Source organism: Maritimibacter alexandrii, from assembly GCF_005871115.1.
GTDB classification, from domain to species: domain Bacteria; phylum Pseudomonadota; class Alphaproteobacteria; order Rhodobacterales; family Rhodobacteraceae; genus Maritimibacter; species Maritimibacter alkaliphilus.
Map to the genome: position 1 here is coordinate 286,932 of NZ_SWKQ01000014.1, position 25,010 is coordinate 311,941.

Here is a 25,010-nt window from a genome sequence, read left to right on the forward strand (position 1 = left end):
TTGACGAAAAGCGGCGCTTCGGCGCCGCTTTTTCTTTGGCCGGATCAGCGCAGCGTCATCGGCAGGTCGAGCCAGGCTTCCAGCGCCATGTTGGTTTTCTCGGGCGTCTCCAGCGTGGGCAGGTGACCCGCGTCGTCGATGATGGCAAGCTCGGCATAGGGGATCAGTTCCGCCATGAACGTGTGCCGTTTGGGCGGTGTGATCTTGTCGTGCTCGCCGCACAGGACCAACGACGGCGCCCGCAAGGTGCGCAGCGTTTTCTGACCGTCGGGCCGCCGCTGCAACGCGCGCGACTGGCGCACGAAGGTGTCCGGGCCCAGCTTGCGGGCCATGTCGTGAACGAGTTCGACCGTCTTGGCCTTGTTCGGACCGGGCGCGAAATTGTCGGGCGACAGCGCCTCGTTCATCGCGTCCTCGAGCTTCCCCGCCTGCGCCTTGACGATCTGCGGCTCGCGCCAGACCGCCTGTTCCGGCGTCTCGGTCAGCGGCGTGGTCGAGATCAGGCACAGGCGCGTGACGCGCTCCGGCACGCGGCGCAGGATCTCCATCGCGACGATACCGCCCATCGACAACCCGCACAGTGCAAAGCGCGGCGGGGCCTGAAACAGCACGTCGGCGGCCATTTCGCGGATCGAATGCGCCTTGGACACGTTCGCGACGGTGACCGCGTGATCGCGTGAGAGGGCTTCGATCTGCGGCCCGAATACCCGTGAATCGCACATCATGCCGGGCACCAGAAGGACCGCGTCCTTCATGCGAGCACCTCTTCCACCATGCGCTTGACCAAGGCGAGGCAGGCGGGGTCGGAAAACCGATGATCGGCCCCTTTGACGAAGGTCAGGCGCACGTCGTCGCCCTCGATATGGTCGAGCAGGTTCAGGGCCACGTCGCGCTCGACATCCGCATCCGCGGTGCCCTGAAGCAGCCGCACGGGGAACTTCATCGGCAGCGGACGGCGCAGGACAAGCTGATCGCGCCCGTCGGTGATGAGTTTCTTGGTGATCGGATACGGGTCGCCGTACTCGGACGGCAGAAGCACCAGACCGTCACGGTTCAGCTTGGCGCGCTCGAAATCCGAGAAGTCGCGCCACATGCTGTCTTCGGTGAAGTCCGGTGCCGCCGCTATGCCGACGAACCCCGCGAAGCGTTCGCGGATCTCGCGGCTCAGGATCGCGGCGATCCAGCCGCCCATGGACGAGCCGACGAAGACCTGCGGGCCTTCGGTCACGGCCTCGATCACCGAACGTGCATCCGCCGCCCAGTCGCCGATGCAGCCGTCGGTGAACTCGCCCGACGACTGGCCATGGCCCGAGTAGTCGAAGCGCAGAAAGGCACGCCCCTGCGCCTTGGCCCAGTCTTCCAGCGCGATGGCCTTGGTGCCTTCCATGTCGGATTTGAACCCGCCCAGAAAGATGACCCCCGGCCCTTTTCCTTCCGTCTTGTGATACGCGATCTGCCGCCCGTCGGCGATTTCGTGATAGCTTGGCTCGCTCACGCGATTTGCCCCTTTGTCCCTGCCTTTTGCGCGATCCTGCAATACCGCGACGGGGTTTGAAAGGGGGTTAGGCGCCCTCGGCTTCCTTCAGCCCAAGCGCCACCCCGGACCCGATCAGCGCCATGACCGCGAAACCGCCCAGAGCGGCCATCGGGCCCAGAAAAGACAGGGCTCCGCCGATCGCGCCGGAGATCAGCAGGAGACCGCCGATCAGCGTATTTGCCGTTGCGGCATAGGCGGCGCGGTTCTCGTCCGTCGCGATGTCGACGAGGTAGGTCGAGCGCCCCTGACGCACGCCGTGATGGGCGATCATCAAAACGAAGAGCACGGCAGGCATGGCCCAGACGGTCGCCGCAAGCCCGGTGAGCGACGCACCGATGGCGGCGGCCATGGCAAGGGCACCCACGACGCCGGCCACGATCAGCACCTGACGCGAGGAATGGTCCGCGAACCGCCCCCAGGCATAAGACGACAGGAACGAAGCGGCGGCGGACGCGATGACGAGCGCGCCCAGGGTGCCCAATCCGCCTTCGCCGTCGCCCGATAGGATCACGAGGTATGGCGGGGCAAGCGCGGTGGCCGTCAGGAACCCCCGCGCCGCCACGAAGCGGGCGAACGTGGCGTCTTCACGCAGGAGTTTCCACGGGCGCAGGGCCGCGCCCCCCTGCCCGGTCTCGGACGGCTCCTCTTCCAGCGTCGAAAAGAGCGCGGCGGCCGCGACCCAGAGAAGCGCCGCCACCCCGACCGCTGCGGCCAGCGCCACGGTCCCTTCGAGCCAGCCGGAGACGAGCAACAGCGCAAAGACGAACACCCCCGCCGAAGCGACCGAACCCGCGAAGCCCGTCACCGAGCCGCGGCGGCGTTTGCCCACCGTCTTGCCCAGAATGTCCTTGTAGCTGACCGACGCCGCCGCCCGCGAAAGCGCCAGCATCGTGATCCCGCCGACAAAGGCCCAGCCCGCCGCCGCCCCTTCGAGCGTCAGGGCGGAAAGCGCGATCAGGGCCGCCGCGATCCCCTGCCCCACGCTGCCAGCGACCCACATCCAGCGCCGCATCTTCATCCGCTCCAGCCGATGCGCGAGGAAAACCTGTGGCAAAAGCGCGCCCGCTTCCCGGATCGGAACGAGTGCCGCGACAAGCGCGGCGGGCGCGCCGAGCGCGTTCAACAGGTAGGACAGCACCAGCTTGGGGTTGATGAGACCATCTGCCAGCTTGGTCAGCGACAGCGACACCACGTGGCGGATGCCGTTGCGCGCCTCGGCCGGAGTCTCGGGCGTGCCCGCCAGCGTTTCGAAGGCGGCTTCACCGATGGTTTCGTTCGTCATTTTCGCGCCCCTGGCTACTCTCGCTTCGCTATCGGACGGATCACTGGCTTGACTTGCCCTGCCCCGCGCGTCAAACCGCCTTCACGACATAACCCGCAACCGGGCGTTCCGTGGGCGCCAAACCGACGAGGAGAAAGGCCATGAGCCACATTTCCCTTACATTTCCTGATGGCAATACGCGAGTCTACGACGCGGGGATCACTCCCGCCGCGATTGCCGCCGACATCTCGAACTCGCTGGCGAAAAAAGCGATCTCGGCGACCGTGAACGGCGCGCATTACGACCTTCAGTGGCCGATCACCGAAGACAGCGAGATCGCGATCCACACGATGAAGGACGACGCGCAGGCGCTGGAGCTTATCCGTCACGACGCGGCGCACATCATGGCGCGTGCGGTGCAGGCGCTGTGGCCGGACACCAAGGTGACCATCGGCCCGGTGATCGAGCACGGCTGGTATTACGATTTCGACCGCGACGAGCCGTTCACGCCCGAGGATCTGGGCGCGATCGAGGCGAAGATGAAGGAAATCATCAACGCCCGCGACGAGGTGCGCACCGAGGTCTGGTCGCGCGCCGATGCCATCGCGCACTATGAGAAGACCGGCGAGCCCTACAAGGTCGAGCTGGTCAACGCGATCCCGGACGACGGGCAGCCGATCCGCATGTACTGGCACGGCGACTGGCAGGATCTGTGCCGGGGGCCGCACTTGCAGAACACGGGTCAGGTGCCTGCGGATGCCTTCAAACTGATGAAGGTCGCCGGGGCCTATTGGCGCGGCGACTCGACCCGCCCGATGCTCCAGCGCATCTACGGTGTGGCGTTCAAAAACCGCGACGACCTGAAGAAGCACCTTACCTTCCTCGAAGAAGCCGAGAAGCGCGATCACCGCCGCTTGGGGCGCGAGATGGACCTCTTTCACATGCAGGAAGAGGCGCCGGGTCAGGTGTTCTGGCACCCGAACGGCTGGACGATCTACACCGTGCTTCAGGACTACATGCGCCGCCAGCAGCAACGCGGCGGCTATGTCGAGGTGAACACGCCGCAGGTCGTCGACCGCAAGCTGTGGGAAGCCTCGGGGCACTGGGAGAAGTATCAGGAGAACATGTTCATCGTCGAAGTGGACGAAGAACATGCGCGGGAAAAGGCGATCAACGCGCTCAAACCCATGAACTGCCCCTGCCATGTCCAGATTTTTAATGTGGGCCTGAAATCCTATCGCGATCTGCCGCTGCGTATGGCCGAATTCGGCTCGTGCAACCGCTATGAGCCTTCGGGGGCGCTGCACGGGATCATGCGCGTGCGCGGCTTCACGCAGGACGACGCGCATATCTTCTGCACCGAGGACCAGATCGAAGCGGAAACCGAGCGGTTCATTTCGTTCCTTGCTGCCATCTACAAAGACCTCGGCTTCCCGACGTATAAGATCAAGTTCTCGGACCGCCCCGACACGCGGGCCGGGTCGGACGAGATCTGGGACAAGGCGGAAAAGGCTCTGCTGGACGCCACCCACAAGGTGACGAACGACGTGGAGCTGAACCCCGGCGAAGGGGCGTTCTACGGCCCCAAGCTGGAATTCGTGCTGACCGACGCCATCGGGCGCGACTGGCAATGCGGCACGTTGCAGGTGGATTTCGTCCTGCCGGAGCGGCTTGACGCGAACTACATCGGCGAAGACGGGGCCAAGCATCGGCCCGTCATGCTCCACCGCGCCACGCTGGGCTCGTTCGAGCGGTTCATCGGCATCCTGATCGAAGAACACGCTGGCAAGCTGCCGTTCTGGATCGCACCGCGTCAGGTGGTCGTCGCGTCGATCGTGTCGGATGCGGATGATTACGTGCGTGAGGTGGTCGACGCGCTGCGGGCCAAGGGCGTGCGCGCCGAGGCCGACACGCGCAACGAAAAGATCAACTACAAGGTGCGTGAGCATTCCGTGGGCAAGGTGCCGGTCATTCTGGCCATCGGGATGAAAGAGGTCGAGGACCGGACTGTTACACTCCGCCGCCTCGGCGAGAAGCAGACGCGGGTCGTGGCACTGGACGAAGTGGTACAGGAACTCTCGGCTGAGGCGACCCCGCCCGATCTGGCCTGACAGTAAGTCATTGATATCTTTGCGAACGGGCGGTCCATCGGGCCGCCCGTTTCACATCCAACTCACGAAAGCGTTTGTTTCACTCCGTCACAGCGCCGCGCGGCACGGGCCCGTGAATGGTCTGTTACGCGGCTTCAGGGCTAGCAATTGGTCACCGCAAGAACGCGGAACCGAATGCAAACTGGAGGACAGACCCTTGACCATCAAACTTTCCAAAACCGCCGTGGCCGGCGCCGTCGCAACCGCGCTCGCCTCGCTCACCCTGCCCGCGCACGCACAGGACATGGAGAAATGCTACGGCGTCGCCAAAGCCGGCGAGAACGGCTGCGCGGCCGGCCCCGGCACCACCTGCGCCGGCACGTCCAAGGTGGACTGGCAGGGCAACGCCTGGTCGCTGGTGCCCGCCGGGACCTGCGAAGAGATGACCATCGAAGCGTCCATGACCGAGGACATGATGGAGCGCATGGGCTCGCTCGAGCCGCTCGACCGCGACCTGCCGATGGACGGCTGATCGACGACGCGCGGGCGGCACGGCTCTCGCCGCCCGCGTGTTTTCCAACGAACGGTCGGGAGGAGACGATGCTCGACATGACGGGACACAAACTGCCAGCCGGACCCGGTGTCGGGTTCAAACCGCAGCATTACGCCGAGGTGATCGGTGACAGCGGCGCGGTCAAGTGGCTGGAAATCCACGCGGAAAACTATATGGGCGATGGCGGGCGGCCACTGGCCCAACTGCGCGCACTGGCGGAACGGTTTCCGATTTCGGTGCATGGGGTCGGGCTGTCGATCGGCGGGGCAGACCCGCTCGACCGCGACCATCTTGCACGTCTGAAACACCTGATCGGCTGGCTCGATCCTGCGAGCTTCTCGGAACATCTGGCGTGGTCGTCGCACGGCGGGACCTATTTCAACGATCTTCTCCCGCTGCCCTATACGGCCCGCACACTGGCCCGTGTCGAGCGGCATATTCACGAGGTGCAAGAGGCGCTGGGGCGGCGGATGCTGTTGGAAAACCCCTCGACCTACCTCGCCTTCGACGCCTCGACGATGTCCGAGACGGATTTCCTGTCGGAACTGGTGCGCCGGACCGGGTGCGGCCTGCTGCTCGACATCAACAACGTCTTCGTCGCCTGCACGAACCAGCAGACCGATCCCCGCGCCTACCTTGCCGATTTCCCGCTGAACGCGGTGGGCGAGGTGCATCTGGGCGGCCATGACGCGGACGAGGACGCATCCGGCGCGCCGTTGTTGATCGACGCGCATGGCTCGGAAGTGGTCGATCCGGTGTGGGAGCTTTACCGCGAAACGGTTGCGCGGATGGGGCCGAAACCCACGCTGATCGAATGGGACACCGACGTGCCTGAGTGGGAGGTTCTCGAGGCTGAAGCCGCGCGCGCGGCCAACGTCCTTGGGTGCGCCAGACGTTAAGCGTGGCGTGTAAGGTGCTGACATAATTACGTTATCCGAAACATTCACGATACTAGTTTTCTAGGATCCTAGTATTCTAATCGCAAAGGCAAGGACCCCGGCATGACACCTTGGCCCACCGCCCTTCTCACCGCGGACGACGTGCCGGACGGCCTGTCCGGCCCGCATCGTTCGCCCGTCGGAAACCGCTTCGATGTCTACCGCAACAACGTGATGTCCTCGCTCGTGCAGGCCATGCGCGACGGGTTCCCGGTGATCCGGCGTCTCGTGGGCGAGGCGTTTTTCGCGCCGCTCGCCGGTGCCTATGTCCGCGCGCATCCCCCGACCTCTCCGGTCCTTTTCACCTATGGCGCAGACTTCCCCGCCTTCCTCGAAACCTTTCCGCCGGCCGCCAGCCTGCCCTATCTCGCCGATACCGCGCGGCTGGAACTGGCCCTGCGCCGTGCCTATCACGCGGGCGATGCGCGCGCCGTGGATGCGCAGACGTTAAACCAGCCGGGGATCGAACGCGCCCATATCACGCTCGCCCCCGCCGTCGCGGTGCTGTCGTCGCCCTATCCGATCCACGCGATCTGGCGTGCCAACATGGACCCGACCGCGCCCAAGCCGACCTCGGGCGCGCAATCCGTGCTCGTCACCCGAGCGGACTGGGACCCGTTGCCGGAACCGATCCCCGCGCCCGAGGCCCGGTTCATCGGCGCGCTCGCAACCACATCGCTCGGCGCGGCCGCCGAGGCCGCCCCCGGCCTCGATCTCGCGAATGCGCTATCGCGCCTGATCGCGCGCAAAGCCATCGTCAACCTAGAGGTGCCCCAATGATCCAGACCGCAATCCGCAGGCTCGATGCCGCCACAGGCCCGGTGATCGGCACGCTCGCCCGCCTGACCTTCGCCGCCACACTTGCCGGGTATTACTGGGCCTCGGCCCTGACCAAGATCGACGGCGGCTCGATTTCGATCAATGGCTATGCCCAGATCTTTCCCAAGGCGATGGAGGCGGTGAATTACGACGCCTCGCAGCTTTCCGCCTTTCACACGCTTGTGGTCGCGGCGGGCACAGCGGCAGAGTTCGTTCTGCCCGCGCTTCTGATCGTCGGACTGATGACGCGCCTCGCGGCTCTCGGCATGATCGGGTTCGTCGCGGTTCAGACGCTGACCGACCTTTTCGGCCATGGCGCCCTGTCACAGCCCGAAACGCTGGGCGCCCTCTTCGACCGGGTGCCCGACAGCCTGATCCTCGACCAACGGCTCCTTTGGATCACGCTGTTCGCCACCCTGATCTTCACCGGACCCGGCCCCCTGTCGCTCGACCGGCTGCTCTCCCGCTGGCGCGGTCAGAGCCAGACGGCCCTCGCCGCCTGATCCCAGCCAAGCGTGCGTGTCTCGCCATCGACGACGACGGGGCGTTTCATCAGCGTGGGATGGGCGGCGATCAGCTTGGCCGGATCGCCCGCCCGTTCCGCCTCGTCCAGCCCGCGCCATGTGGTCGAGCGTTTGTTGACGAGCGCCTCACCGAAGGCCTCCAGAAACCCTTTCAGATCAGACGGTTGCAATGGGTCATCGCGGATGTCCTGCAAGACCGGCTCATGCCCCCCTGCTTCCAGCTCTTTCATCGCCTTGCGCACCGTGTCGCAGCTCTTGATGCCGTAGACGCGCATCCAAGCCCCCTTTACAAAATCTTCTCTTGAGTTTTTTCCGTTTTGTTTCACTCTGACCGCGTGAGACAAGTACTTCCAGAAGATTGCTCCCTCGAAGAGCAGCTGAAGACTATGGCTGCACCACCCCGCCGCAATACCGTGGGCGGATCGATCGAAGGAGAGAACGGATGGCCACCGGCACCGTGAAATGGTTCAACGCGACAAAAGGGTACGGGTTCATCGCGCCCGATGATGGCGGCAAGGATGTGTTCGTGCACATTTCGGCTGTCGAGCGCGCCGGGATGACCGGCCTCGCCGACAATCAGAAAGTGTCCTATGAGATGATTCCGGGCCGTGACGGCCGGGAAAGCGCGGGCGACCTCAAGGCGCTCTGAGCGCCCTCGACCCATTGCGAAACCCCGCGCCGTAGCGCGGGGTTTTTTCGTTCCGCGCGGCCGGTTCAGGTGATCGCGCGCACGATCACGACGCCGATCCAGGCCGAAAAGCCGGTCAGAACCGTGCCCCAAATCACATCCGTCGCCACCATCTGCGGCGCCCAGAGCTTGAGCGTCGCGTAGTTGGTGAATTCATAGGTGCCATAGGCCATCGCGCCGATGATCCCGCCGCTGATGAGCGCGGAAGTGGGCGTCCCGTTCTTCAAGGCGGGCCACGACACCAGCCAGACCAGACCGGCCACGTAGAACAGGTAAAAGACCGCGGCGGGCGCGACCCGGATCGGCATTTGCAGCCAGTCGCCGAGGTGGTTTTCGAACAAGGGCTTCATCACCTTGTTCAGCATCACCGCATCGATGCCGAGGAAGATGACGGCGGTGATGATATAGAGAAGGACGGGCTGCATCGGATACCTCAAGTTCGTTGTCTTGAGCGGTTACGCGATGCCGGTTCGTCCGGATGAAAAAAAGCTCAGCACTCCGGCTGGTCGAGCCGAACCCGTTTCAGGGGCGACAGCGACCAGTTGTGCAGCTCGGTGTTAAGCTTCGGCCGCGGCGCGTCGCTGCGCGCGGCAAGCGCCTTGGCCACCCGTTCGTCCGCGCCAAGTCCCAGCTTGTCCCGGATGCCCTCGACGATGGCGACCCAGAAGGGTGTGTTCCGTTCTTCGACCACGATCTCGACCACTTCGACACGCCCATCATCGGTCACGTAGAACTTCTGCGACAGTGTAGCTTCGCGCACCGCCTCCGCCTGTTCGATCCCGGCGATATCCTCATACCCACAGGTCCACGACCCCTTGGCCGAGGCCATATGCGGTATCGAGATGCTCATCACGACCGCCATGGCGACCGCGCCCCTAGATATAGTATGTCCCATGGGTCTCATTTAACGGGCTGGACCAGAACAGCGCAACGCCGCAATAGGCAGCATTCTCACCAAACCGATCACAATGGCAGTTGTGCAACGCCCGTCAGCGCCGCCGCACCAGATCGCGTAAAACGCAGGCAGGGTCTGCATCGCGCAGCCGCGCCTCGCGCAGCGGATACCACTCGGCTTCGTCGAAATCCGGAAAAAAGGCGTCGGCATCCGGCACGTCACGGTCGACTTCGGTGACCATGATCCGGTCGGCCAGCGGAAGAAGCGCCCGATAGATCCCCGCCCCGCCGATCCCGTAAATCCGCGTATAGCCTTCGGAGCGGGCCAGCCCAATCGCCTCCTCGACCGAGCCGACGACGTGATCGGTCAGGGTCGTGTCGCGTGACACCACGATATTCAGGCGGTTTTTCAGGGGCTTGACCGGCAGGCTTTCCCAGGTTCTGCGCCCCATGACCAACGCCCCGCCAAGGGTTTCACGCTGGAACATCTTCAGGTCTTCGGGCGCGTGCCACGGAATATCTCCGTCTCGCCCGATGGCCCCACCCTTCGCGCGCGCAACGACCAGCGTCAGCATCAGACCGCCACCGGCGCCTTGATCGCAGGGGCCGGATCGTATCCCGGAAAGGCGAAATCGTCGTATTTGAAGTCGAAGATCGACCCGACGTGGCGCTTGATTTCGATCTGCGGCAGGGGGCGCGGGGTGCGCGACAGTTGCTCGTGCACCTGATCCATGTGGTTGGAATAGATATGCGCGTCGCCGATGGAATGAACGAAATCGCCCGGCTCGTACCCCGTCACATGGGCCAGCATCACCTGCAAAAGCGCGTAGGAGGCGATGTTGAACGGCACGCCCAGAAACATATCCGCCGACCGCTGGTAGAGTTGCAGATGCAGCTTGCCGCCGATGATCCTGACCTGCCAAAGCGTATGGCACGGCGGCAGCGCCATATCGGGCACGTCACCGGGGTTCCAGGCCGAGACGATCAGGCGGCGGCTGTCTGGCGACCTGCGGATCTGTTCGACAAGGTCCGCGATCTGGTCGACCTCGCCGATCACCGGCGCGCCGTCCGCCCCCCTGTCGATCTTCGGGAAGTGGCGCCACTGGTGGCCATAGACCGGCCCGAGGTCGCCGTTTTCATCCGCCCATTCGTCCCAGATCGAGACACCGTTTTCCTTGAGGTAGCCGATGTTCGTATCGCCCGAGAGGAACCAGAGCAGCTCATGCACGATCGAACGCAGATGCAGCTTCTTGGTCGTGACCAGCGGGAACCCCTCGGCCAGCGGATAACGGCACTGCATCCCGAAATACGATGTCGTGCCCGTCCCCGTCCGGTCGGTCGAGGGCACGCCCTGATCGAGCACCGTCTTCAACGCATCCAGATACTGCCGCATCGCTGCCTCCGCTTGTCCGGTGCGCCCGGTGGGCCGGGCGCAGGTCCACACCATATGTTGGGCTTGGCGCTCAGGCAACCACTACCAGCCGACAGTCCGTTGACAGCGCGCCCCCCTGCACCCTACCGTTTCGCGCAGGCAGGAATTGCGGGATTGGTTTGGGTCATGCAGGCAGGCAACGGTCGCCGAGGCCCCCGAAAGAGGGGGGTGGCGCGACGACCCACGTTCTTTAGAAACGCTCCCATGTGGGGCAAGAGAATCATGTCGGCGCTGGCGATCTGTCTGGCGCTCGGGGCAACCGCGCAGGCGCAAGGCCGGGACGAGGTGCTGCCCGCCGCCGTCGAGGCGCTCAAATCCGGTGACGGCACGCGCGCGCTGGCCCTGACCGACAGCCTGATCGCCGCCAATCCGCGCGACATCGACGCCCTGCTTCTGAAATCCGAAATCCACTTCGCCATGGGCCAGTCGCGTTCGGCGCGCGAGGCCGCTACGGCCGCCTTCACGGCCTCCGACATCCCGGCGGCACGCTACGCCTCGGGCATGCGGATCGCGGAATTGCACGCGCTCGACGGCAACTATCCCCTGTCGCAATTCTGGCTGCGTCAGGCGGGCAATTACGCCGCCAATGACGAGCAGTTGCAGCGGGCCGTCGCGGCCTATCGCAACGTGCGCGCGCGCAACCCGTGGCGGTTCACCTTTTCCGGCGGTGTCGCGCCGAATTCGAACATCAACAACGGCTCGTCCGAGACGACGATGGAGATTTTCGGCCTCCCCTTCGTGCTGTCGCCGACCGCGCGGGCCTTGTCAGGATATACCGCCGAGGCGCAGGCCAAGCTCGACTACCGGATTTTTCAGACCGAGCGATCTCAGACGACGGTCGGCATCGAAGCCGCCGGGCGGATGAACTGGCTCGACCGCGCCTCGGCCGCCGCGGCCCCGACGGTGAGCGGCCATGACTACGATTTCTATTCGCTCGCGCTGACGGCGACGCATCAGCAGATCGTCGGCAATGGCATCCGACTGGAATTCTCGGGGCGCGCGGGCCGCAACTGGTACGGCGGCGCGAAACTGTCCGATTTCTTCGGCGCCGGAACCGCCGTGACCTTTCCGCTGTTCGACGGGCGCGATGCCATGACCTTCTCGGCGCGCGCCGACCGCAGCCTGCTGGTGCAGGGCGGGCTGGTGCCCGAAACGGTCGCCACCATCGGCGCGGCCTATGCCCACAAACTCGCCTGGGGCGACACGGTGATCGGGCGCGTGAACTACACCCGTTCTTGGTCCGCCGGGGCTTCGCAGGTCTACACCCTGCCCAGCGCGGGGATCGACTATCGCTTTTCGCGCCCGATCCTCGGCGCCTATCTGGAGGTGGGCGGCAATTACGGCTACAAGTCGTATAACTTCTCGCCGTTTTCCACGACGGGGCGGCAGGACCGTATTCTGAGCGGCCATGTATCGGCGGAATTCCGGAATTTCTCCTACATGGGCTTTTCGCCCGTCGTGACGATGGAAGCGAAACGGTCCTGGTCGAATGTCCCGCTCTACTCTCAAACATCGTTCACGGGCGGGCTCAGCTTCCAGTCGCGTTTCTAGGGCGCTCGCCCTCGCGCTTGGCCTGAGCGCCCCCGCGCTCGCGCAGGAGGGCGCGTGCCGTCAGGCGCTCGTCCTCGCTCTCGACGTGTCCGGCTCGGTCGACAGCGCGGAATACCGGCTTCAGATGGACGGGCTCGCGCAGGCGCTGCTCGACCCGGTCGTGTCGCGCGCGATCCTCGCCCCCGGTGCGGCGCCCATCGCGCTCCACATCTTCGAATGGAGCGGGCCGCAGTTCCAGAATACCCTCGTCGACTGGACCCTCGTGACCGATGCCCCGACCCTGAACGCCATCGCCGGCACGCTTCGCGGCACCGGGCGCAGCCCCTCACCGCCTTCGACCGCGCTCGGCACCGCGATCGCGGTGGCCGCGACGGCGCTGAAGAACGGCCCTTCGTGCTGGAAAGGCACGATCGACGTGTCGGGCGATGGCAAGTCGAACACAGGCCCGCGCCCGCAGGATCTTGGCGATCTCGCGCAACTCGAAGGCGTGACGGTCAACGCGCTCGTCATCAACACCATCGACTCGATGGGCGCCGGGCCGGGGGACGAAGACCTCATGAGCTATTTCGAGAACCTCGTGATCCGGGGGCCCGGCGCCTTCGTCGAACCCGCCGAAGGGTTCGAGGACTACACCCGCGCCATGACCCGCAAACTCCTGCGCGAGATCGACGCGCTGGCGGTGGGCGGGCTTGCCCCCGACCATGCGCCGGACAAGGGCTGACCCATCCCTCTTCTCTGTTTCCGGAAACCTCGGGGGTGGGTCTCATTTGCCTGCAAATGAGACCAAGGGGGCTGGCCCCCTGCCCGACAAACACACGCGCCGCACCCGGACCTTACGCCCGAACCCGCCACCCGCGCCCACCGCGGCGACCTGCCGAAGGCGGGTCGGCGCAACCCCTGCGCGCCGCAGGCGCACCGCTTGGCGGCGGTCAGTAGATATAGCGGATCTGGTCGGTCCAATAGCGTTCGACACGTTTGAGCGAACTGTTGATCTCTTCGATCCCGTCGAGCGACAGGACCGCGCGATCCTCCAGCCCCTTGGCATGACGCTTGAACAGGTCGGCCACCACGTCGCGGATTTCGCAGCCCTTCCCGGTCAGCTTGACGCGGACGGACCGGCGGTCGATCTCGGACCTCTGGTGGTGCATGTATCCCATATCCACCAGCTTCTTGAGGTTGTAGGACACGTTCGAGCCCTGATAATAGCCGCGCGATTTCAACTCGCCCGCCGTCACCTCGTTGTCGCCGATGTTGAACAGGAGCAGCGCCTGCACCGCGTTGATTTCCAACATGCCCAGCCGCTCGAACTCGTCCTTGATGACGTCGAGCAGCAGACGATGCAGCCGCTCCACCAGTGACAGCACGTCAAGGTACTGCGTCATGAACCCGGTGCCCACCCCGGTCTCGATCTGGCTGTGAATGCTCATGCCCGTCTCCGTCGAATTCCAGTCCGACGGAGTTTTGCGAGAAAGATCAGAATATTCGGTTAAAGATCGGCCGAATTCCGAAAGCGCCTATTTGGCGGCCGCGTGGTCCGCGATCGTCGCGATCAGGCCCGCGAACCGTTCGGGCGCGGGCACCTGCCCCGACACCCACTGGTAAAGGTCCTGATCGTTCTCGAGCAGAAGCGCGTCGTAGAGGTCGAGGTCGGCGGCGTCCATCGTGGCGAGCCGGTCGTCGGAATAGGGGCCGAGGATCATGTCCATCTCCTTGGTCCCGCGCCGCCACGAGCGCATGTTCATCCGCTTCAACCGGTTCTCCGCCGTCTCGTTCACGCGCCCGCATCCTCCATCAGCTTGCGCAGACCCTTTTCCAGCCGCGCCATGCGTTTCGTCGCGTCCGTGATATCCGCCTGAACCTCGCGCAGTTCAAGCAAAAGCGCGCGCGCGTCCCGCGACATTTCGGTCTCCGCGCCCGGCGGGTCGACGCCCTCGCCCTCGCCCGTCAGCAGCCAGCCCAGCGAAACACTGAGCAGCCCGGACACCATCTGAAGCCGGTTCGCCCGCGGTTCCGACACGTCGTTTTCCCATGACGCAAGGGTCTTGGTCTTGATACCGAGCTTCTTGGCCAGTTCCTTCTGGGTCAGACCCGCGGCCTCGCGGGCCCCGGCCAGCCGGTCGCCGAATGTCGCGTTGTCCTCGGAATACCAGTCGTCGTCCATGACGCCTCCCTTCGCGCTTGATCGCATGTCGGGGCGAGCGTAGGACGAACGCAACCCAGTCTCTGACCCGGATGCGACCATGACACTCCTCTCCGCGACGCTTGACCGCGTGAAACCCTCGCCGACCATTGCAGTAACAACTCTGGCGCAGGAATTGAAGGCCGCGGGGCGTGATGTCATCGGTCTGGGCGCGGGCGAGCCGGATTTCGACACGCCGGAGAACATCAAGAACGCAGCCAAGGCGGCGATGGATGCGGGCAAGACGAAATACACAGCCCCCGACGGGATGCCGGAGCTGAAACAGGCGATCTGCGCCAAGTTCGCGCGCGAGAACGGTCTGACCTATCAGCCGAACCAGATCAGCGTGGGCACCGGCGGCAAGCAGATCCTCTACAACGCCCTGATGGCAACGCTGAATCCCGGCGACGAGGTGGTGATCCCGGCCCCCTATTGGGTGAGCTATCCCGACATGGTGCTGCTTGCGGGCGGTGAGCCGGTGACGGTGGAATGCGGGATCGACACGGGCTTCAAGATGACGCCCGCGCAGCTCGACGCCGCGATAACGCCCAAGACCAAGTGGCTGATCTTCAACTCGCCGTCCAATCCGACCGGCGCGGGCTATACCCGCGACGAGTTGAAGGCGCTGACCGACGTGCTGATGCGCCATCCCCATGTCTGGGTGATGTCGGACGACATGTACGAACACCTCGTCTTCGACGATTTCGAGTTCTTCTCGCCCGCCCAGATCGAACCGGGGCTTTACGAGCGCACGCTCACCGTGAACGGCGTGTCCAAGGCCTATGCCATGACCGGCTGGCGCATCGGCTATGGCGCCGGGCCGAAATTCCTGATCGACGCGATGCGCAAGATCCAGTCGCAGTCCACCTCGAACCCCTGCACCGTCAGCCAGTGGGCGGCGGTCGAGGCGCTGAACGGCCCGCAGGATTTCCTCGCTGAGAACGCCAAGGTCTTTCAGCGCCGTCGCGATCTGGTGGTCAGTATGCTGAACGCGGCGGAGGGGATCGATTGCCCGACACCCGAGGGGGCGTTCTACGTCTATCCGTCCATCGCGGGCTGCATCGGCAAGACCACACCCGGCGGCACGGTGATCGAGGATGACGAAACCTTCTGCAAGGAGTTGCTCGAGGCGACCGGCGTGGCCGTCGTTTTCGGCGCGGCCTTCGGTGTCTCGCCCAACTTCCGGGTGAGCTATGCCACGTCGGACGAACAACTCACCACGGCCTGCGAGCGCATACAGTCGTTCTGCGCCGCGCTGTCCTGAGACATTGACGTTGCGGCAGGGCACCGTTGCGCTGGTCGGTTCTGAACCAACCCGTTACAAATGCCTCGCGCAGGAGTAACAAGTAAAAATGTCGAGCGAACTTCCCGAATACTATTTTCGCGTCCGTGAAAACGGCGCCTTCGTGTTCAAGGTGGACACCCAGAACCGGCATCGCCGGATCGAGATGGACCAGATCGCAGTGGTCAACACCAAGAACGGCGACATCAAAGCCCATGGCGACCGCACCCTGTCCAATCAGGACATGGCCGCGATCTCCGACTGGCTTGCCGAACGGCAGGAGCTATTGTCGGCGCGCGAGGTCGACGACATCCTGCGCGCCGTGGACACGCTGAACCACACCGCGCATTGGGTGCAGACGCGGGCCGAGGATCATCATCTGGAGATGGTGACGGATTCGCTTCTCATGGCCATGCACGACCTGCGCACGCTCCTGGTGCGCAAAAAGGCCGAGCGATTGATGCGGGAAGACTGATTTCGCGCCGGGCTGGTGCCCGGCACGACCCGCTGGAGGGGTTCCACCCCTCCAGACCTCCCGGAGGTATTTTCGGACCAGAGAAGCGCAAGACGCTTTAGGAATAGCGTTTAAGTCTATGCCTTTGAAGGGTTTTCGTCCGCCGGGACGTGGCGCGCGAGGGCCCAAAACCGCGCTTGGAGATAGATTGCGGCGCAGGCGAGACCGGTGACGAGGCCGAGCCAGACGCCGACGCCCTCCCACCCCAAAACGATCCCGAAGATATAGGTCGTGGGCGCACCGATCAGCCAGTAGCTGACGGCGGCGGCCACCATCGGGCGGCGCGTGTCCTGCATCCCGCGCAGGATCGAAATGCCAAGCACCTGTGCGGAATCGACGAACTGAAACAGCGCGGCCATGGCGAGGAGGGTCGATCCGATGGCGAGGATCTCGCCCCGGAGCGGGTCGTCCGGGTCGACGAAGAGGCCCATCAGGGCCTCGGGGATCACAAGGAAGACGACGAGCGCGACACAGGCGAAGAAAAAGCCCAAGAGCCAGACCGCCACCGCCCCGTCGATAAGCGCACGCCCGTCCCGGCGGCCAAAAGCGCGGCCCGCGCGCACGGTGGCGGCGTTGGACAGGCCGAGTTGCACCATGAAAGCGATGGTGGCGATCTGGAGCGCGATCCCGTGGGCGGCGAGTTGGATCGTCCCGATCCAGCCCATGACGTAGGACGAAAAGTTGAACAGCCCCACTTCGGCCACGGTCGTCAGGCCGATCTGCCAGCCCATCGCGAAGACCTCGCGCAAGGCCTCGACATCCGGGCGCCAGAGACGCTGGAACAGGTTGTGGCCGGGAAAGACCCGGATGGCATAAAGCGCGAGCCAGATCGCCGAGACGAGGTTCACGACGAGCGAGGCGATGGCGGCGCCCTGAATGCCCAGTTCCGGGAAGCCGAAGCGCCCGAAGATCAGAAGGTAGTTGACCACCACGTTGGCTAGGGCCGCGCCGACGGTGACCCAGAACTGCACGCGGGTTTTTTCGAGCGCGGAGAGATAGCCCTTGAGCACCATGACCATGAGGCCGGGCAGGATGCCGAAGCCCGCGATGCGCAGATAGGTCTGGGCCATCTGGCTGATCTCGGGGTCTTGGCCCAGTGCGATCAGGATGGGTTTCGACCAGATGAACACCGGCAGGCAAAGCGCCCCGGTGCCGAGCGATACCCACAGCCCCATGCGCGTTACCCGGCGGATGCGCACCTCGTCGTCATGTTCGGCGGCAGCGGCGACCAACGGGGTCACGGCCCAGGCGAACCCGGAGATGAAGATGAACAGGATCAGGTAGGTCGAGGTGCCCAGCACGAGCGCGGCCAGCGCACGCACATCGTACCAGCCGATCATCAGCGTGTCGGTGGTCTGCACCGCCACCTGCGCCAGTTGACTGCCGATGAGCGGCAGGCCGAGCGTCAGGTGCGCCTTGGCATGGGTCCGGTATGTGGCGAGGGGTTGCATCGGCCCCGCTTTGCCATGAAGGCGGCGCGGGGGGAAGGGATTTGATCGGATGGTCGAAAAATGGCGCAGTCGCGCGGGTTTCGCGGGACGGCCCGGGCTGGATCGAGCCGGGAGTCAGCAGGTGTGCGAATACCAGGATACTAGGATTCTAGTATCCTGGTTCTGACTTTATTCATGTAGATCAGCGCGTTGCGCGACGCCCCTCTAGTGAATTCATTAACGAGGCCCCCTCAGCCCGGTTTGCGCGCGATCAGGTCGATCAGGGCCGACATCCCCGCATGCCCGGCCCCTTCGTCAAGCTCCATGTCGTAGGATGCGAGGCGCAGCACCTCCCACCCGTCGAAAGCCTCGGCCAGCAGGGCTTCGGTATAGAGGTTCTCCACCTGCTTCGGCCCGCCTTTCGCATAGTCGAGCTGTTTCGGGGTGTAGCCGTGGATCATGATGAGGCCGCCGGGCTTCACGGCCCGCTTCATCCCATCGAATACCCCAGCGCGGGCTTCGGCCCCCATGAACTGAATGAAGATGCCCGCCACGAGGTCGAATTCCGTCGCGCCCCAATCCCAGTCGAAGATATCCGCTTCGATGAATTCGACCGTCACGCCACGGTCCGCTGCGAGGGCGCGGGCCTTGGCGATGGCGTTGGGCGCGGCCTCCATCGCCGTGACGGTCAGGCCGCATTGCGCCATGTAGACCGAATTGCGCCCTTCGCCGTCCGCTACGGCCAGCGCGGTCATGCCGGGTTCCAGATACGCCCGCTGCGCCACCAGGAATTGCGAGGGCTCGGTGCCGAACACGAAGGCCTCGGTCGCGAACCGATCGTTCCACATATCTGACACCTCCTGTCAGCAGTCACTCACCAAACGCTTGGCGGATCGCCCGCGTCGCGCCAGACTGGCAGGAAACGGGAGGTTTGGCGATGGATGGGTTTCACGATCTGGTCTCCGGATCACGCGGCTTTTTCGCGCAGTTGGCCGCGAACAACGATCGCGCGTGGTTCGCGGACCACAGGGCGGATTACGAGGCCCGGGTGAAGCGCCCCGCTGCGCTTCTGCTGGACGACATCGCAGCGACCCTGTCGCGTGATCTGAACGTGGCGACCAAGCCCAAGCTCTACCGGGTCCATCGCGACGTGCGGTTTTCCAAGGACAAGACGCCTTACAACACCCATCTGCACATGCAGTGGTCGATGCCGGACGCGCCGGTCTGCTACCTGTTCGGCGCGTCGGCGGAGTATTGCAAGCTGGGCGTCGGCGCGATGGTGTTTCCCAAGGATGCGATCGCGACGTGGCGCGCACGGGTCGATGGCGGCGCCGACGTGGTGGAGGCGGCGGCGGCGTTGCAGGCGGCCGGGTGGGAGATGTCAGAGCCGGAGTTGAAGCGCGTCCCGGCCCCCTACGCCCCCGACCATCCGCAGGCCGAGCATCTGAAACGGAAGGGGCTGATCCTGTGGCACGACCTGTCGGAGGCCGAGGCGCAGTCGCTCACCACCGTCTTGCCGGCCCGGTTCACCGAGGCGGACGGATATCGCCGTGCTCTGGTGTCGGCGCTGGCCTGAGGGATCGAATGGCGCGGGGCGCGCCATCCGATCCGGGCGGGGGCCAGCCCCCGCACCCCCGAAGTATTTTTGAAACGAAGAAGAGGCGGGCGTCAGGCGCGCGGGCGACCGCCGAGTTTGACGAGGAGCGCCTTGGTCGCCTGCCCTGTGGACGGCATCCCGTTCGCGGCCTCGAAGGCGCGGATCGCCGCTTCGGATTTCGCGCCGATCACGCCGTCGGTGCCGTCGGTGTCGAAGCCCTTGGCCGTCAGGCGGCGCTGAATGTCCTTGCGGTCGTCGAGTGTGAGGCCTTGGGGATCGGGGCCGAAACTGCCCCGGATCGGGCCACCGCCCGCGATCCGGTCGCCCAGATGGCCGACCCCGATCGCATAGGAGGTCGCGTTGTTGTAGCGCTTGATGACGTCGAAATTCTTGAAGACCATGAAGGCCGGGCCGCCGCCGCCCGCCGGCTCGATCACCCGCGCCGCGCCGTAGTTGCCGACCGCGTTCCCGTTCATGTCGCGCACGCCCATGGCGGTCCAGCTATCGACGCTGCGGCTGTTGGAAAAGCCCGCCTGCGCGCGGTCGAAGCCCTGCGGCAAGCGCACCTCCACGCCCCAAGGCTGGCCTTTTTGCCAGCCGTGACGTTTGAGGTAGTTGGCCGCCGAGGCCAATGCGTCGGTCGGATCATCGGACCAGATGTCGCGCCGCCCGTCGCCGGTGTGGTCGACCGCGTAGCTGAGATACGAGGTCGGCATGAACTGCGTATGCCCCATCGCGCCCGCCCAAGAGCCGACCATACGGTCCGGGGTCGTGTCGCCGTTCGCGAGGATCTTGAGCACGGCGTAAAGCTGCTGGGTGAAGAACTCCTGCCGCCGCCCGGCGTAGGACAGGGTCGCCATGGCGCTCACGATAGGTGTGTCGCCCCGGCGGGTGCCGTAGCTCGATTCCATCCCCCAGACCGCCGCGACGACCTTGCCTTCGACCCCGTAGGTGCTTTCGACCGAGTTCAGCGTCGAGGCGAAGCTGCGGTAATTCGCGCGCCCGTTCGACACGCGTTCGTCGCTCGCCGCGATGGCGAGGTAATCTTCGAGCGTTCGGGTGAATTCGGTCTGGTTCCGGTCCCGCTCGATCACGCCGGGGATGTAGCCCGCGCCCCGGAACGCCGTGTCGAGCACCGAGCGTGAGATGCCGCGCCCTTCGGCCTGGTTCTTGAAGCTCACCACCCAGTCGTCGAAGCCTGCGTTCTGCTGGATCGGCATCGCGCTTGCGCTGCTGCTGGACGCGCTGGCGACCGAGCGGCCGCGCGGCGACGCGCCGCAAGCGGTCAGCGCGCCCATCGCCGTCAGGCTTAGCAGCGCCGTGCGCCGGGTCATGTGGAAATTGGTCATGCCTGCCCCCGTCGTTTTTCGGGTTTCGTTTTGCGAAACCATAGCCCGAACGCGCCTTTCGGCCAAGGAGAGGCTGAGGCCGCGCGAAACCGCTCGGCGGGCCTTCGCCGGGGTCAGCCGCGCATCGCCCCCGCGACGAGTTTCGGATAGTGCGCCGGGATCGCACGCACCAGCAGGTCGAGCCAGTAGGCCTTGGGCGTCACAGTGATCCGCCGCCGCCCCCGCGCGAGTTTCGTCAGGATGTCCCGCGCCGCGACCTCCGGCGGCATCTTGAGGTATTTGCGGTAATTCTCGTCGATCTGCGCCTTGATCTGCGCCTGTCGTTCCGGCGTCAGGTCGTCCCAGTCCGGCGGAAGCCTGCGGGCGATGTCGGTGGCGATGCCGCCCGGCAGGACGAGCGCCACCGCGACCGGCGCGCGCGCCTGCAACATCTCGATCCGCACGGATTCGGTCAGGCCGATGACCGCGGATTTGGACGCACAATAGGGCGCGGCGCCGCCAAGGGCGAGCATCCCGTTCAGGCTTGCGATATTGCACAAAAGACCATCGCCGCTGTCTTTCAGATGCGGCAGGAAGGCGCGAGTGCCGTTGAAGGCCCCCCAAAGGTTCACGCGCAGAACCTTTTCGATCTCGTCATCCGCAAGCCGGGTGATCGGTTTGCCTTCGATCGCGATGCCCGCGTTGTTGTAAAGCTGGTGGACCGCCCCGAAATGCCCGGCGACCCGCCCTGCGAAGGCACCCATCGCCACGCTGTCGCCCACGTCGACGGCTTCGGACAGAGCCTCCCCCCCGGACGCGCGCACCATGCGGGCGGTCTCGTCCGCCCAGTCGCCGTTCAGGTCGCAGACCGCGACCCGTGCGCCCCGCGCGGCGAGGCCCAGCGCAAGCTCACGCCCCAGCCCCGCGCCACCGCCGGTCACGACCGCCACCTTGCCGGAATACATGCTCACGCCCCCTGCCGCCTTGTCCGGGCGAGGTTAGCGGGATGGTCCCACCGGGTCCATGCCGGACGGCCTATTGCTCGGCAGGCTTGGCCACGCGGCGATGGTCGGGATGCAGGCTCGCCCCCAGAATGTGATCGGCGCCGTGGATCACCTGACTTGCATGCCCGACGATCAGGGGGTCGGGCGGCACGGCGATGTGACGGTTCTTGTCGGGATAGTCGAGCGTCGACAGGAAATGGCGCATCGCCTCAAGCCGCGCACGTTTCTTGTCGTTCGATTTCACGATGGTCCACGGCGCATCCGCCGTATCGGTGTAGAAAAACATCGCCTCTTTCGCCTCGGTATAGTCGTCCCATTTGGACAGGGACGCCTTGTCGACCGGCGACAGCTTCCACCGTTTCAGCGGATCGGTTTCACGCGCCTTGAAGCGGCGGGCCTGTTCTTCCTGCGTGACGGAATACCAGTATTTGTAAAGCCGGATGCCGGAGCGCACGAGCATCCGTTCCAGTTCCGGTACCTGACGCATGAATTCGAGGTATTCGTTGGGCGTGCAGAACCCCATCACGCGTTCGACGCCCGCGCGGTTGTACCAAGAGCGGTCGTAAAACACCATTTCGCCCGCCGTCGGCAGGTGTTCGACATAGCGTTGAAAGAACCACTGGCCGCGTTCCCGGTCGGAGGGTTTGTTCAGCGCGACCACCCGCGCCTCGCGGGGATTGAGATGCTCCATGAACCGCTTGATCGTGCCGCCCTTGCCCGCCGCATCGCGCCCTTCGAACAGAAGCACGAACTTCTGCCCGGTCTCGCCCGCCCATTTCTGCACCTTGAGAAGCTCGGCCTGAAGCTGCGCCTTCTGCGCCTCGTAGTCCTTGCGGTCCAGCTTGCCCTCGTAGGGGTATTCCCCGTTCTCGAAGGTCTGACGGATGAGGTCGGCGGTCACCGTGGGGAAATGGGTGATCTCGCCCGTCTCGGGGGTCGTGGCGCCATTGGCGGCGGTCGTCTCGCGCGTCATAAGTCTCTCCTGTCCAATATGTGCCGATTGTAACCGGAGAAAGGTCTTTGCGCCTTGATCGGGGTCAAGAAAACGCCCCGGCGAGGGGCCGGGGCGCAGGTCTTGCGAAAGGTGCGATCTTAAAGCGGTTTGTCGACCCGGATCGTGGTGTGGACGGTGCCACGGCAGGCCTGCGGCCAGACAAGCTGGACGTACTTGTTCTGCGACCCCGCGTTCACGTTTACGTAGGGCATGGACTCCACGCGCGCGTTGGAGGAATTCTTGATCTCGCCCTCGGTCACCACCGCGCTCACCGTGCGGGCATTACCCCCGAACGGCAGGTAGTCGGAAGGGTCCAGCGTCCATGTCGTCGCGTTCGACGTCTGGTTGAACTCCAGGCAGACAGGGCTGATCGTGCGCTGGGTGATGCCGTTGAAGTTGTTGCGCTCGAAGGTGATGTTGCGGAACCGCCAGTAATCGGGGCCGGCATGAGTGGTGTCCCATTCCTCGACCCGTTCGATGGTGCCGGTCGCGCAGTAGAACGTGTTCTCGTTCACCTGAAGGCCGGACAGGAAGTGGTCGTTGCCATAGGGCTTCACGCGCAGGAAACGGAAGCTGGAAATGGCGTTGGAGCAGTAGAAGATATTGCCGGTGATCGTCAGCCCGCCGAACCCGTATTCGTTCGAGAAGTCGGGCTTGGAGTCGTGTTCGTTCGTCCACTCGATCGAACAGTTGTCGATGTAGTTGCCTGTGACCGTGGCCACGCAGGCCTCGCGCGTGAAAATCAGCCCCGCGACCCGTGGCGCGTTCGAGAAATCGTCGCCCTGGAAGAAGTGGTTGCCGGTGACCATATGGCCGGTGCCGTTGATGATCGCGGACAAGCCCATGCGCTGGAACCGGCAATCGCGGATCTTCGTGTCGTTGGCGTTCACGTTGAACCCGACGCTCACGCGTTGGTCAGCCTCGAGGCTCTGCTCGTTCGAAATCCACTGGCACTGCTCAAGGTGCAAATCCTGACAGGCCCGGCCCGCCGAGGTGATCCCCTTGTGCTTGGGCTTGATGAAGAAGCAGTCCTTGAACTGGATGTTCTCGCCTTCCTTCGACAGCATGACCCCATTGCAGTAGCCGTTCATCTGAAACTCGACCTCGGAGAACGTCAGGCGCCGCAGGTTCTCGAACCCCATGAAGTCGAGGATGTATTTGTAGCGTGTGAAGGTATAGGTCTGGGTCGAGTTGGGGCCGTAGAGGGGTTGGCTGATCTCGCAGCTCGCCGCCCCCACGTTAACCGACTTCACGTAAACCTCGCGCCCCACCCCGTTGCCGGTGATCTGGCTGCCCGGCTGGATCTGGCTGGCATTCGTCAGCCCGGTGAGCATAAGCGGGTTGTTCGGGTTGTAACTGCCCTGCGAGGTCGTCACGTCCGGATCCCACGCCGGATCGTCCTGTGCGTAGAACTGGCCGTTGCGGATGACGCGGCGGATCAGGAAGGTGTCGGACGTGTTCAACGCGTCCTGCATGTCGATCGGGCCCCAGACGTTGATGGTGCGGCCCGCAAGGTCGAACCCGTCGTGGTCGGAGTAGTTCATCAGGGCCTGAAAGCCCTTCTTGAACCCCGTCACCTCGTCGCCGAAAGCGTCGATGTAGGTTTCCAGATCGAAATTGCGCAAGAGCGCCAGATGCGCGCTGGCGGGCATGTTCACGGTGCCGTCGAAGCGCACCTTGTTCTGGATCGTGAGCGACGAGCCGATATGGTAGTTCCCGTCCGGCACAATTACGGTGCGCCCGTCGGCATCGGCATCGGCAGCCGCGAAGGCCGCGCGGTCATCGGTCGAGCCGTTGCCGACGGCGCCGTAGTCGCGCACGTCCACCACGTCGAGGATGTCGCGCAGGAAGGTGCCGGTCACGTCCTCGATCTCGATGTCGTCCACCCGCACGATGCCGCCCGAGGGCCCGATGAGGTCGATCCCGAAATGTCCGTATTCGGGGGCCGCGCCCCAGATCATGTCGACCCCGTCGCGGTTGCCGGCGGCGACGATGCCGGTGACGGTCACCACCTCGCCATAGGTGTCGAGCGCGACCGAGGGCGCGGTTTCGTCCAGCCCGGAGACGTGGTTATCGGAGCCGTCCATCGCGTAGCCCGCGACGCGCACCGAGGGGAACGTGCCGCTCATCGCCTTCACCTTGGCGGTGACGCGCAGATAGGTGCCCGGCAGGATCGGCGTCTGGCCGGTCCAACGCAGTTTCTGCGTGCTTTCGGTCTTGAGCAGTTCGAGACAGCCCCCGAAATCCTGATCCGACGGCACGAAGGCGGCGTTCGCCGCCCCGTTGTATGTCGCGGAGCCCGAGGTTCCGTTTTCGCTGGACCATTGGTCCAGCCCGTCGACGAAGGGCGACGGCATCAGGTCGAGGGTGGTGCTCATGGATATCCCTTTCCGCG

The 25,010-nt window shown here is 64.7% G+C and carries 28 protein-coding genes; 11 read left to right on the plus strand and 17 right to left on the minus strand.

Annotated features, from left to right (window positions below):
* Positions 1 to 44: 44 nt before the first annotated feature.
* The 3 genes from FCT00_RS18090 to FCT00_RS18100 form a co-directional block, all read right to left on the minus strand.
* On the minus strand, positions 45 to 755 hold the full coding sequence (locus FCT00_RS18090; protein ID WP_008329639.1) for an alpha/beta fold hydrolase: 711 nt from the start codon (positions 753 to 755) through the stop codon (positions 45 to 47).
* Positions 752 to 1,495, minus strand: coding sequence for an alpha/beta fold hydrolase (locus tag FCT00_RS18095; protein WP_138424122.1), 744 nt, complete (start codon positions 1,493 to 1,495; stop codon positions 752 to 754). Before FCT00_RS18095 ends, FCT00_RS18090 begins: the two co-directional genes overlap by 4 nt.
* Before the next feature lie 67 nt (positions 1,496 to 1,562).
* Positions 1,563 to 2,819, minus strand: coding sequence for an MFS transporter (locus FCT00_RS18100; protein WP_138424123.1), 1,257 nt, complete (start codon positions 2,817 to 2,819; stop codon positions 1,563 to 1,565).
* A 140-nt stretch (positions 2,820 to 2,959) separates the two neighbouring features.
* Here FCT00_RS18100 and thrS point away from each other — a divergent pair, with 140 nt between their 5' ends.
* The 5 genes from thrS to FCT00_RS18125 all read left to right on the plus strand — a co-directional run bounded on the left by thrS (position 2,960) and on the right by FCT00_RS18125 (position 7,701).
* Positions 2,960 to 4,909, plus strand: a complete 1,950-nt coding sequence (gene thrS, locus FCT00_RS18105) for a threonine--tRNA ligase (RefSeq protein ID WP_138424124.1) — start codon at positions 2,960 to 2,962, stop codon at positions 4,907 to 4,909.
* Positions 4,910 to 5,105: 196 nt separating this feature from the next.
* Positions 5,106 to 5,420, plus strand: a complete 315-nt coding sequence (locus tag FCT00_RS18110) for a BufA1 family periplasmic bufferin-type metallophore (protein WP_138424125.1) — start codon at positions 5,106 to 5,108, stop codon at positions 5,418 to 5,420.
* A 68-nt stretch (positions 5,421 to 5,488) separates the two neighbouring features.
* Positions 5,489 to 6,340 (plus strand): MNIO family bufferin maturase, encoded by an 852-nt coding sequence (gene bufB / locus FCT00_RS18115; RefSeq protein ID WP_138424126.1) that lies wholly within the window; start codon positions 5,489 to 5,491, stop codon positions 6,338 to 6,340.
* 102 nt (positions 6,341 to 6,442) lie between these two features.
* Positions 6,443 to 7,159, plus strand: a complete 717-nt coding sequence (locus FCT00_RS18120; protein ID WP_138424127.1) for an HvfC/BufC N-terminal domain-containing protein — start codon at positions 6,443 to 6,445, stop codon at positions 7,157 to 7,159.
* Positions 7,156 to 7,701: a DoxX family protein gene (locus FCT00_RS18125; RefSeq protein WP_138424128.1), complete on the plus strand. Its 546-nt coding sequence runs from the start codon at positions 7,156 to 7,158 to the stop codon at positions 7,699 to 7,701. Before FCT00_RS18120 ends, FCT00_RS18125 begins: the two co-directional genes overlap by 4 nt.
* On the opposite strand, the gene FCT00_RS18130 is transcribed toward FCT00_RS18125, so the two are convergent.
* The gene (locus tag FCT00_RS18130) at positions 7,674 to 7,997 is read right to left on the minus strand and encodes an arsenate reductase family protein (RefSeq protein WP_138424129.1); all 324 of its coding nucleotides are present in this window, start codon (positions 7,995 to 7,997) and stop codon (positions 7,674 to 7,676) included. The two genes, FCT00_RS18125 and FCT00_RS18130, sit on opposite strands and share 28 nt — an antisense overlap.
* A 167-nt stretch (positions 7,998 to 8,164) precedes the next feature.
* Here FCT00_RS18130 and FCT00_RS18135 point away from each other — a divergent pair, with 167 nt between their 5' ends.
* Positions 8,165 to 8,371, plus strand: coding sequence for a cold-shock protein (locus FCT00_RS18135; protein ID WP_008329657.1), 207 nt, complete (start codon positions 8,165 to 8,167; stop codon positions 8,369 to 8,371).
* A 65-nt stretch (positions 8,372 to 8,436) separates the two neighbouring features.
* Here the strand turns inward: FCT00_RS18135 and FCT00_RS18140 are convergent, their stop codons facing one another.
* The 4 genes from FCT00_RS18140 to FCT00_RS18155 all read right to left on the minus strand — a co-directional run bounded on the left by FCT00_RS18140 (position 8,437) and on the right by FCT00_RS18155 (position 10,697).
* Positions 8,437 to 8,835, minus strand: a complete 399-nt coding sequence (locus tag FCT00_RS18140; RefSeq protein ID WP_171043038.1) for a DUF2177 family protein — start codon at positions 8,833 to 8,835, stop codon at positions 8,437 to 8,439.
* Positions 8,836 to 8,900: 65 nt separating this feature from the next.
* Positions 8,901 to 9,314: a hypothetical protein gene (locus FCT00_RS18145; RefSeq protein ID WP_171043039.1), complete on the minus strand. Its 414-nt coding sequence runs from the start codon at positions 9,312 to 9,314 to the stop codon at positions 8,901 to 8,903.
* Between the two features lie 85 nt (positions 9,315 to 9,399).
* A complete protein-coding gene (locus FCT00_RS18150) occupies positions 9,400 to 9,879 on the minus strand; it encodes a dihydrofolate reductase (protein WP_138424132.1) in 480 nt (159 codons plus the stop codon).
* A complete protein-coding gene (locus tag FCT00_RS18155; RefSeq protein ID WP_008329663.1) occupies positions 9,879 to 10,697 on the minus strand; it encodes a thymidylate synthase in 819 nt (272 codons plus the stop codon). The genes FCT00_RS18150 and FCT00_RS18155 overlap by 1 nt, the downstream gene beginning before the upstream one ends.
* Positions 10,698 to 10,940: 243 nt before the next feature.
* On the opposite strand from FCT00_RS18155, the gene FCT00_RS18160 reads away from it, so the two are divergent.
* Both FCT00_RS18160 and FCT00_RS18165 read left to right on the plus strand, forming a co-directional pair.
* Positions 10,941 to 12,287: a tetratricopeptide repeat protein gene (locus tag FCT00_RS18160; protein ID WP_138424133.1), complete on the plus strand. Its 1,347-nt coding sequence runs from the start codon at positions 10,941 to 10,943 to the stop codon at positions 12,285 to 12,287.
* Complete coding sequence (locus FCT00_RS18165; protein ID WP_138424134.1) at positions 12,226 to 13,008, plus strand: DUF1194 domain-containing protein; 783 nt, start codon at positions 12,226 to 12,228, stop codon at positions 13,006 to 13,008. Before FCT00_RS18160 ends, FCT00_RS18165 begins: the two co-directional genes overlap by 62 nt.
* 208 nt (positions 13,009 to 13,216) lie before the next feature.
* Here the strand turns inward: FCT00_RS18165 and FCT00_RS18170 are convergent, their stop codons facing one another.
* The 3 genes from FCT00_RS18170 to FCT00_RS18180 form a co-directional block, all read right to left on the minus strand.
* Positions 13,217 to 13,714, minus strand: a complete 498-nt coding sequence (locus FCT00_RS18170; protein ID WP_138424135.1) for a MarR family winged helix-turn-helix transcriptional regulator — start codon at positions 13,712 to 13,714, stop codon at positions 13,217 to 13,219.
* A gap of 87 nt (positions 13,715 to 13,801) precedes the next feature.
* The gene (locus FCT00_RS18175) at positions 13,802 to 14,062 is read right to left on the minus strand and encodes an FAD assembly factor SdhE (RefSeq protein ID WP_008329670.1); all 261 of its coding nucleotides are present in this window, start codon (positions 14,060 to 14,062) and stop codon (positions 13,802 to 13,804) included.
* Positions 14,059 to 14,448, minus strand: coding sequence for a helix-turn-helix domain-containing protein (locus FCT00_RS18180; protein WP_138424136.1), 390 nt, complete (start codon positions 14,446 to 14,448; stop codon positions 14,059 to 14,061). The genes FCT00_RS18175 and FCT00_RS18180 overlap by 4 nt, the downstream gene beginning before the upstream one ends.
* Before the next feature lie 79 nt (positions 14,449 to 14,527).
* Between FCT00_RS18180 and FCT00_RS18185 the strand changes: the two genes are divergently transcribed.
* Together FCT00_RS18185 and FCT00_RS18190 are read left to right on the plus strand one after the other, a co-directional pair.
* A complete protein-coding gene (locus tag FCT00_RS18185) occupies positions 14,528 to 15,730 on the plus strand; it encodes a pyridoxal phosphate-dependent aminotransferase (protein WP_138424137.1) in 1,203 nt (400 codons plus the stop codon).
* 88 nt (positions 15,731 to 15,818) lie between these two features.
* A complete protein-coding gene (locus FCT00_RS18190) occupies positions 15,819 to 16,223 on the plus strand; it encodes a hypothetical protein (RefSeq protein WP_008329676.1) in 405 nt (134 codons plus the stop codon).
* A gap of 116 nt (positions 16,224 to 16,339) precedes the next feature.
* On the opposite strand, the gene FCT00_RS18195 is transcribed toward FCT00_RS18190, so the two are convergent.
* Positions 16,340 to 17,713, minus strand: coding sequence for an MATE family efflux transporter (locus tag FCT00_RS18195; protein WP_138424138.1), 1,374 nt, complete (start codon positions 17,711 to 17,713; stop codon positions 16,340 to 16,342).
* A gap of 230 nt (positions 17,714 to 17,943) precedes the next feature.
* The gene (locus FCT00_RS18200; RefSeq protein WP_138424139.1) at positions 17,944 to 18,540 is read right to left on the minus strand and encodes an SAM-dependent methyltransferase; all 597 of its coding nucleotides are present in this window, start codon (positions 18,538 to 18,540) and stop codon (positions 17,944 to 17,946) included.
* An 89-nt stretch (positions 18,541 to 18,629) separates the two neighbouring features.
* Between FCT00_RS18200 and FCT00_RS18205 the strand changes: the two genes are divergently transcribed.
* Complete coding sequence (locus tag FCT00_RS18205) at positions 18,630 to 19,268, plus strand: TIGR02453 family protein (protein ID WP_138424140.1); 639 nt, start codon at positions 18,630 to 18,632, stop codon at positions 19,266 to 19,268.
* A 92-nt stretch (positions 19,269 to 19,360) separates the two neighbouring features.
* Here the strand turns inward: FCT00_RS18205 and FCT00_RS18210 are convergent, their stop codons facing one another.
* From FCT00_RS18210 to FCT00_RS18225, 4 genes are all read right to left on the minus strand, one after another.
* Positions 19,361 to 20,638 carry a lytic murein transglycosylase gene (locus FCT00_RS18210; RefSeq protein ID WP_235889177.1) on the minus strand — a complete coding sequence of 426 codons (1,278 nt, stop codon included), beginning with the start codon at positions 20,636 to 20,638 and terminating at the stop codon, positions 19,361 to 19,363.
* 113 nt (positions 20,639 to 20,751) lie between these two features.
* Positions 20,752 to 21,582: an SDR family NAD(P)-dependent oxidoreductase gene (locus FCT00_RS18215; RefSeq protein ID WP_138424142.1), complete on the minus strand. Its 831-nt coding sequence runs from the start codon at positions 21,580 to 21,582 to the stop codon at positions 20,752 to 20,754.
* 70 nt (positions 21,583 to 21,652) lie between these two features.
* Positions 21,653 to 22,594 (minus strand): polyphosphate kinase 2, encoded by a 942-nt coding sequence (gene ppk2, locus FCT00_RS18220; RefSeq protein ID WP_138424143.1) that lies wholly within the window; start codon positions 22,592 to 22,594, stop codon positions 21,653 to 21,655.
* 119 nt (positions 22,595 to 22,713) lie between these two features.
* Positions 22,714 to 24,993: a glycosyl hydrolase family 28-related protein gene (locus FCT00_RS18225; protein WP_138424144.1), complete on the minus strand. Its 2,280-nt coding sequence runs from the start codon at positions 24,991 to 24,993 to the stop codon at positions 22,714 to 22,716.
* Positions 24,994 to 25,010: the final 17 nt, after the last annotated feature.

Excerpts from the sequence above, each read along its gene's own strand:
- FCT00_RS18200 (WP_138424139.1), bottom strand. The coding sequence starts at position 18,540 with ATGTGGAACGATCGGTTCGCGACCGAGGCCTTCGTGTTCGGCACCGAG.
- FCT00_RS18100 (WP_138424123.1), bottom strand. The coding sequence starts at position 2,819 with ATGACGAACGAAACCATCGGTGAAGCCGCCTTCGAAACGCTGGCGGGC.
- FCT00_RS18160 (WP_138424133.1), top strand. The coding sequence starts at position 10,941 with ATGTGGGGCAAGAGAATCATGTCGGCGCTGGCGATCTGTCTGGCGCTC.
- FCT00_RS18120 (WP_138424127.1), top strand. The coding sequence starts at position 6,443 with ATGACACCTTGGCCCACCGCCCTTCTCACCGCGGACGACGTGCCGGAC.
- FCT00_RS18170 (WP_138424135.1), bottom strand. The coding sequence starts at position 13,714 with ATGAGCATTCACAGCCAGATCGAGACCGGGGTGGGCACCGGGTTCATG.
- FCT00_RS18210 (WP_235889177.1), bottom strand. The coding sequence starts at position 20,638 with ATGACCAATTTCCACATGACCCGGCGCACGGCGCTGCTAAGCCTGACG.
- FCT00_RS18225 (WP_138424144.1), bottom strand. The coding sequence starts at position 24,993 with ATGAGCACCACCCTCGACCTGATGCCGTCGCCCTTCGTCGACGGGCTG.
- FCT00_RS18145 (WP_171043039.1), bottom strand. The coding sequence starts at position 9,314 with ATGAGACCCATGGGACATACTATATCTAGGGGCGCGGTCGCCATGGCG.
- FCT00_RS18185 (WP_138424137.1), top strand. The coding sequence starts at position 14,528 with ATGACACTCCTCTCCGCGACGCTTGACCGCGTGAAACCCTCGCCGACC.
- FCT00_RS18180 (WP_138424136.1), bottom strand. The coding sequence starts at position 14,448 with ATGGACGACGACTGGTATTCCGAGGACAACGCGACATTCGGCGACCGG.
- FCT00_RS18165 (WP_138424134.1), top strand. The coding sequence starts at position 12,226 with ATGTCCCGCTCTACTCTCAAACATCGTTCACGGGCGGGCTCAGCTTCC.
- FCT00_RS18130 (WP_138424129.1), bottom strand. The coding sequence starts at position 7,997 with ATGCGCGTCTACGGCATCAAGAGCTGCGACACGGTGCGCAAGGCGATG.
- FCT00_RS18195 (WP_138424138.1), bottom strand. The coding sequence starts at position 17,713 with ATGCAACCCCTCGCCACATACCGGACCCATGCCAAGGCGCACCTGACG.
- FCT00_RS18155 (WP_008329663.1), bottom strand. The coding sequence starts at position 10,697 with ATGCGGCAGTATCTGGATGCGTTGAAGACGGTGCTCGATCAGGGCGTG.
- FCT00_RS18150 (WP_138424132.1), bottom strand. The coding sequence starts at position 9,879 with ATGCTGACGCTGGTCGTTGCGCGCGCGAAGGGTGGGGCCATCGGGCGA.
- FCT00_RS18135 (WP_008329657.1), top strand. The coding sequence starts at position 8,165 with ATGGCCACCGGCACCGTGAAATGGTTCAACGCGACAAAAGGGTACGGG.
- FCT00_RS18140 (WP_171043038.1), bottom strand. The coding sequence starts at position 8,835 with ATGCAGCCCGTCCTTCTCTATATCATCACCGCCGTCATCTTCCTCGGC.
- bufB (WP_138424126.1), top strand. The coding sequence starts at position 5,489 with ATGCTCGACATGACGGGACACAAACTGCCAGCCGGACCCGGTGTCGGG.
- thrS (WP_138424124.1), top strand. The coding sequence starts at position 2,960 with ATGAGCCACATTTCCCTTACATTTCCTGATGGCAATACGCGAGTCTAC.
- FCT00_RS18125 (WP_138424128.1), top strand. The coding sequence starts at position 7,156 with ATGATCCAGACCGCAATCCGCAGGCTCGATGCCGCCACAGGCCCGGTG.
- FCT00_RS18205 (WP_138424140.1), top strand. The coding sequence starts at position 18,630 with ATGGATGGGTTTCACGATCTGGTCTCCGGATCACGCGGCTTTTTCGCG.
- FCT00_RS18215 (WP_138424142.1), bottom strand. The coding sequence starts at position 21,582 with ATGTATTCCGGCAAGGTGGCGGTCGTGACCGGCGGTGGCGCGGGGCTG.
- FCT00_RS18190 (WP_008329676.1), top strand. The coding sequence starts at position 15,819 with ATGTCGAGCGAACTTCCCGAATACTATTTTCGCGTCCGTGAAAACGGC.
- ppk2 (WP_138424143.1), bottom strand. The coding sequence starts at position 22,594 with ATGACGCGCGAGACGACCGCCGCCAATGGCGCCACGACCCCCGAGACG.
- FCT00_RS18090 (WP_008329639.1), bottom strand. The coding sequence starts at position 755 with ATGAAGGACGCGGTCCTTCTGGTGCCCGGCATGATGTGCGATTCACGG.